This window comes from Nocardioides sp. (genome assembly GCF_031422975.1).
In the GTDB taxonomy this organism is placed as follows: domain Bacteria; phylum Actinomycetota; class Actinomycetes; order Propionibacteriales; family Nocardioidaceae; genus Nocardioides.
On record NZ_JANPEO010000434.1, the window covers coordinates 1 to 6263 of the forward strand.

The 6263-nt window shown below is 71.3% G+C and carries 4 protein-coding genes and 1 pseudogene; 2 read left to right on the forward strand and 3 right to left on the reverse strand.

The genetic code is table 11. The annotated features are described in order from the left end of the window. Nucleotides 1-830, reverse strand: an 830-nt coding sequence (locus tag RMO85_RS13080) for a HAMP domain-containing protein (RefSeq protein WP_310529164.1), incomplete at its 3' end; no start/stop codon positions are given. After that, a complete protein-coding gene (locus RMO85_RS13085) occupies nt 827-1537 on the reverse strand; it encodes a response regulator transcription factor (protein WP_310529165.1) in 711 nt (236 codons plus the stop codon). The genes RMO85_RS13085 and RMO85_RS13080, both read right to left, overlap by 4 nt. A gap of 126 nt (nt 1538-1663) precedes the next feature. Here RMO85_RS13085 and RMO85_RS13090 point away from each other — a divergent pair, with 126 nt between their 5' ends. Together RMO85_RS13090 and hrpA are read left to right on the forward strand one after the other, a co-directional pair. Beyond that, entirely contained in the window at nt 1664-2011 is a 348-nt protein-coding gene (locus RMO85_RS13090) for a hypothetical protein (protein ID WP_310529166.1), read from the forward strand. 69 nt (nt 2012-2080) lie between these two features. Next, the gene (gene hrpA / locus RMO85_RS13095) at nt 2081-5908 is read left to right on the forward strand and encodes an ATP-dependent RNA helicase HrpA (RefSeq protein ID WP_397203860.1); all 3828 of its coding nucleotides are present in this window, start codon (nt 2081-2083) and stop codon (nt 5906-5908) included. 123 nt (nt 5909-6031) lie between these two features. Here hrpA and RMO85_RS13100 read toward each other — a convergent pair. Next, nucleotides 6032-6263 (reverse strand): annotated as a pseudogene (locus RMO85_RS13100) (hypothetical protein); the annotation flags it as partial.

The following is a 6263-nucleotide window of genomic DNA, read 5'->3' on the forward strand; positions in this document are numbered from 1 at the left end:
TCGTGGGACGCATCGGCCACGAACTGGCGCACCTGCTGCTCGCTGCGATGCCTGACCGCGAGGCTCGTCTCGACGTGGTCGAGCAACGTGTTCAGCGCGGAGCCGACCTGGCCGACCTCGTTGCGCTCGTCGGTGAGTCGCTCCGGGACGCGGGCCGTCAGGTCGATCGCACCCTCCGACAGCGGCAGCGCGGCCACGGCGTGGGCGGTCGCGGCCACCTCCCGGAGCGGGGCGAGCTGGCGGCGTACGACGAAGGTGGAGGCGAACGCCGCGGTGCCGATGCCGAACAGGGTGAGCAGCGCCTCCCAGCGCACCAGGGACTCGAGGATGTCGTGCGCGTCGCTGGCCGGCAGCCCGGCCACGGCAGTGACGCCGCGGTCCTCGGCGATGACGCGGTAGGCGCCCAGCCCGGGCAGGTCCACGTCGTGGGTGTCGCCGTCGGTCGGGACCGTGGCCAGGACCCGGAGGACGTCCTGCTGGAGCGGTTCTCGCGCGCTGAAGCCGTCGGTCCCGCCCTCGGTGAGGAGGATCCCGCTGTCGGCCGTGCCGCCGATGGTGGCGCTCACCGTCCCGACCCCCTGCCCGATGCTGCCCGGTCCGTCGTCCCCCCGCGCGCGCACGTCGTCCCGGTCGCCGTCGGAGCGCGGCGGGGGCGAGCCGTACGCCCGCACCAGGGACGCACGGACGTCGGAGTCCAAACGGTCGTAGAGATAGCTGCGCATCGCCAGCGTGGTCGCGAGCGCGATCAGCAAGGAGATCAGGGCCACCAGGCCGACGGCCGTGACGACCAGCCTGGTGGTGAGCGTCTGGGGACGAAGGATCGACCTCACGACGCCGGCTTCAGGACGTAACCCGCGCCGCGCATGGTGTGGATCATCGGCTCGCGGCCGACGTCGATCTTCTTGCGGAGGTAGGAGATGTAGAGCTCGACGACGTTGGCCTGGCCACCGAAGTCGTAGTGCCAGACCCGGTCCAGGATCTGCGCCTTGCTCAGCACACGGCGCGGGTTGCGCATGAGATAACGGAGCAGCTCGAACTCGGTCGCCGTCAGGCTGATCTCCACGCCGTCGCGGAACACCTCGCGGCTGTCCTCGTCGAGGGTGAGGTCGCCGACGGCCAGCATGTTGCGCTCGGTCGCGAGGCTCGCGCCGGACCTGCGCATGAGGGCGCGCAGGCGGGCCACGACCTCCTCGAGGGAGAACGGCTTGGTCACGTAGTCGTCGCCGCCCGCGGTCAGGCCGGCCACGCGGTCCTCGACGGCGTCGCGGGCGGTGAGGAAGAGGACCGGGACGTCGGGGTGCGTGGCGCGCATCCGGCGCAGCACCTCGAGGCCGTCGAAGTCGGGCAGCATCATGTCGAGCACGACCGCGTCGGGCTTCACGTCGGCTGCGGTGCTCACAGCCTGCCGGCCGGTGTGCGCCATCGAGACGTCCCAGCCCTCGTAGCGCAGTGCCATGGACAGCAGCTCCGCGATGTTGACCTCGTCGTCCACGACGAGGACACGCACCGGACTGCCATCGGCTCGGGTCAGCTCCATGACCTCATCCTGCCCATCTTCGCTGTGCGTCTGCTGTGAGGATCGTGTGCTGAGCCATGGGGAGTGCTCGGGGTGGTCACGGCCGGCACACAGGTTCTGGACAGGATCGCCGCCGATGCTCGCTCCATGAGCGAGAAGAACGATCCCAGTCCCGACGTGCCCGAGTCGCCCGAGACCTCCCAGGCCGCGCCTGCGACGTACGAACCCGACGCCCCCGCGAAGCGCACGTTCCGGGACCGCCTGGCCGGCGCCGGCACACGACTGCGGGGCACCCGCGGCCTGATCGCCACCACCCTGGCCGCCCTCATCGGCGGCGGGCTGGGGGGCGCCGCGATCCCCGCCGCCGTCGACGGCGGCGGCCGCGACCACGGTCGCTTCCCCGATGGGTTCCATCCGGGGGAGATGGGGCACGACTTCGGTGGCCGGATGGGCGACGGCGAGCGCCCCGGCGGGCCTGGCGACGCCGGCCGCTAGGCACCCCGTCGCCTGGGGAGGCAGCGGCCGAGCAATCAGCTTGTGGCGTACGCGAGAATGGTGCGCGTTGTGCAGATCTCCTACCCGCCGGCGCTGCCGGTCTCGGCGCGCCGTGACGACATCGCGGCCGCCATACGCGACCACCAGGTCGTCATCGTCGCCGGTGAGACGGGCTCCGGGAAGACCACCCAGCTGCCGAAGATCTGCCTCGAGCTCGGCCGCGGCGCGGGTGCTGCCGCCGGGGGGAAGCTGATCGGTCACACCCAGCCCAGGCGGATCGCCGCCCGCTCCGTGGCCGAACGCATCGCCGAGGAGCTCGGCACCGAGCTGGGCGACCTGGTCGGCTACCAGGTGCGGTTCACGGACCGGACGTCGCGGAGCAGCCGGGTCAAGCTGATGACCGACGGCATCCTGCTCGCGGAGCTGCAGCGCGATCGCCAACTGCGCAAGTACGACACGATCATCATCGACGAGGCGCACGAGCGCTCGCTCAACATCGACTTCCTGCTCGGCTACCTCAAGCGGTTGCTCCCGCGTCGGCCCGACCTCAAGATCATCATCACCAGTGCGACCATCGACGTCGAGCGCTTCGCCAAGCACTTCGACGCCCCCGTGGTCGAGGTGACGGGGCGGACGTTCCCGGTCGATGTCCGCTACCGCCCCCTGATGGAGCTGACCGAGGCCGACTCCGAGGGCGAGACCGTCGTGCGCGACCAGACCGAGGCGATCCTCGACGGCGTCCGCGAGCTGTCCGCCGAGGGACCGGGCGACATCCTGGTGTTCCTCCCGGGCGAGCGCGAGATCCGCGACACCGCCGACGCGCTCGACGCTCTCCGGAGTGATCGACTGGAGGTCGTGCCGCTCTACTCCCGGCTGTCCGCCGCCGAGCAGCACCGCGTCTTCTCCAGCCACCCCATGTCCGTACGCCGCGTGGTGCTCGCCACCAACGTCGCCGAGACCTCGCTGACCGTGCCGGGCATCCGCTACGTCATCGACACCGGCGTCGCCCGGATCTCGCGCTACTCGCTGCGGACCAAGGTGCAGCGGCTGCCGATCGAGCCCATCAGCCAGGCCAGCGCCAACCAGCGCTCCGGTCGGTGTGGCCGCGTCGAGGCGGGGATCGCGATCCGCCTCTACTCCGAGGAGGACTTCGAGGGCCGCTCCGAGTTCACCGACCCGGAGATCCTGCGCACCAACCTCGCCAGCGTCATCTTGCAGATGACCTCTCTCGGGCTCGGCGACATCGGCCGCTTCCCGTTCGTCGAGCCGCCCGACAGGCGCAACGTCAAGGCCGGCATCGAGCTGCTCGAGGAGCTCGGCGCGCTGACGACGACGCCGGTGGTGCAGCGAGCGCCGGCGAGCAGCTCGAAACCAAGTCGCCCCCCCGACGGGCCCAGCCTCACCAGGCTCGGCGGTCGTCTCGCTCGCCTCCCGATCGACCCGCGCCTCGGCCGGATGATCCTCGAGGCCGAGCGCCTCGGCTGCGTCCGCGAGGTCATCGTGATCGCCGCCGCGCTCAGCCTCCAGGACCCGCGCGAGCGTCCCGCGGAGAAGCAGGCCCAGTCCGACCAGCAGCACGCGCGCTTCAAGGACGAGACCTCCGACTTCCTCACCTGGCTCAACCTCTGGCGCCATATCAAGGAGCAGCAGCGCGAGCTGAGCTCGAGCGCCTTCCGCCGGATGTGCAAGCGCGAGTTCCTCAACTATCTGCGGGTGCGCGAGTGGCAGGACTTCGAGTCGCAGCTGCGCCAGGTCTGCAAGGAGATGAAGGTTCAGATCGAGGCAGCCCCCCGTGACGGTTCTGGCCTCCCCGACGCCGACGGCATCCACCAGGCGCTGCTCTCCGGACTGCTCAGCCACATCGGCGCCCTGGAGGAGCGACCGAAAGCGCGGGCTGGGGAGCGCAAGCCGTTGCGGGAGTACGTCGGTGCCCGTGGTGCGCGCTTCGCGATCTTCCCCGGCAGTGTGCTCAAGGGCCGCAACCCGGCCTTCGTGATGGCGGGCGAGCTCGTCGAGACGAGCCGGCTGTGGGGTCGCCAGAACGCCGCGATCAAGCCCGAGTGGGCCGAGCGGATCGCGGGCCATCTGGTCAAGCGCACCTATTCCGAGCCGCACTGGTCGACCAAGCGCGCGGCGGTGATGGCCTACGAGAAGGTCATGCTCTACGGCGTACCCCTCGTCTCGGATCGGCTGATCACCTACGGCAAGGTGGATCCGGCGCTCTCGCGCGAACTGTTCATCCGCCATGCGCTGGTGCAGGGGGAGTGGCGCACCCGACACGCCTTCTTCCACACCAACCGCGAGCTGCTCGAGGAAGCCGAGGAGCTCGAGCACCGCGCGCGACGGCGCGGCATCGTGGTCGACGAGGAGACGCTCTTCGACTTCTACGACGCCCGGGTCGGAGCCGAGGTCGTCAGTGGCGCCCACTTCGACCAGTGGTGGAAGCGCGAGCGGCACCAGCGGCCCGACCTGCTCACCTTCGACCCGGAGATGCTCACGCACGCCGGCGCCGACGAGGTCCGCGCCACCGACTTCCCGGCGAGCTGGCACGACTCCGACGAGGTCGGCCTCACCTTCCCGATCAGCTACCACTTCGAGCCCGGCGCCGCCGACGACGGCCTGACCATCGAGGTCCCGGTCGCCACCCTCAACCGGGTCGAGGCCGCCGACTTCTCATGGCTCGTGCCCGGCCTCCGCGAGGAGCTCGTCACCGAGCTGATCCGCAGCCTGCCCAAGAACCTGCGGGTCAACTTCGTGCCGGCTCCGAACACGGCGCGCGAGTTCCTCGCCGCCGTACCCGCCGGGGCGGAGCCGCTGCTCGACGCGCTCGAGCGCCACCTGCTCGGTGGCACCGGCATCGTCGTCCCCCGTGACGCCTGGGACTGGAGCAAGGTCCCCGCCCACCTGCAGCCGACCTTCCGGGTCGTCGACGAGGCCGGCGCCGAGGCCGCCCGCGGCAAGGACCTCGAGTCGTTGAAGGAGCCTCTGCGGCCCAGCCTCGAGCAGGCGATCGCCGATGTGGCCGCCGAGTCGGGCGTCTCCGCGACCGGTCAGACCACCTGGACCTTCGACACCTTGGCGGAGTCCAACACCTGGCTGCGCGCGGGGCACGAGGTGCGCGGCTTCCCGGCGCTCGTCGACGAGGGCACCACCGTCGGGGTGCAGGTCTGCGCGTCCGCGGCGGAGGCGGAGGCGCGGCACCGGTGGGGAGTACGCCGCCTGCTGCTGCTCGCCCTCGGAGACTCGCCGACGGTGGACCAGCTCGGGCTCGACCAGTTCAGCCTGCTCTCGCTCGTGGGCTCGCCGTACCCCACCGTCGGTGAGCTCGTCGACGACATCCGCGCCGCCGTCGTCGGCGACCTCGTCGATGCGCGTGCGGAGGTGCGGGACGAGGCGGCGTACGACGCCCTGGTGGCCATTGCGAAGCGCGAGCACCACGACGCGGTGATCGCGACGGTCCACGACGTGATCCGGGTGCTCGGCGCGTGGCGGGCCACGGACAAGGAGCTGTCCGGGCGGGCCGAGCTGATGACCCTGCCGGCGCTGACCGACATGAAGGCCCAGGTGGCGCGGCTGGTGTCCCGCGGCTTCATCGGTGAGGCGGGAGCCGCCCAGTTGCGGGAGTTCCCCCGCTACCTCGCGGCCGTGCAGCATCGCCGGGCCCGGCTCGACGAGCAGGTGGCCCGCGATCGGCAGCTGATGGACCAGATGGCCGACCTGCAGGACGCCTGGCTGCACCAGCTCGCGGCCCTGCCCGCGGGACGACCGCCGAGCGCGGGGCAGCGAGCGGTGCGCTGGCTGCTGGAGGAGTACCGCGTGTCCCTGTGGGCGCAGCAGCTCGGCACGTTGGGCTCGGTCAGTGATCAGCGGATCCGCAAGGCCCTGGCTGCCGGCTAGTTGGTGGAGTACGCCGAACCGGGAGCGCCTCACGGCGCGTGGCCGCTCGTAGCGGCTTAAATTGGGACCCGGGGCTGCCGCGGTGCGGCGTACTCCGTGGGAGAGCCTACGCCGCGATCGCGCTCACGCCAGCGAATCGCGCAGTTCGAGGTGGCCTGCTGCCTCGAGCTGCTCGGAGAGCGTGAGCATCCTCACCGTGTCGGCATGGCTCGTGCCGGCCACCGACGCGCGGCCGGTCGCCACCACCCGGGCGAACGCGGCGGCGCGCAGCAGGGTGACGGCGAAGTCGCCGACGATCCCGCGCAACACGTCGTCGATCATCGCCTTCACCTCGTCGGGCCCGGGTGGGTGGGCG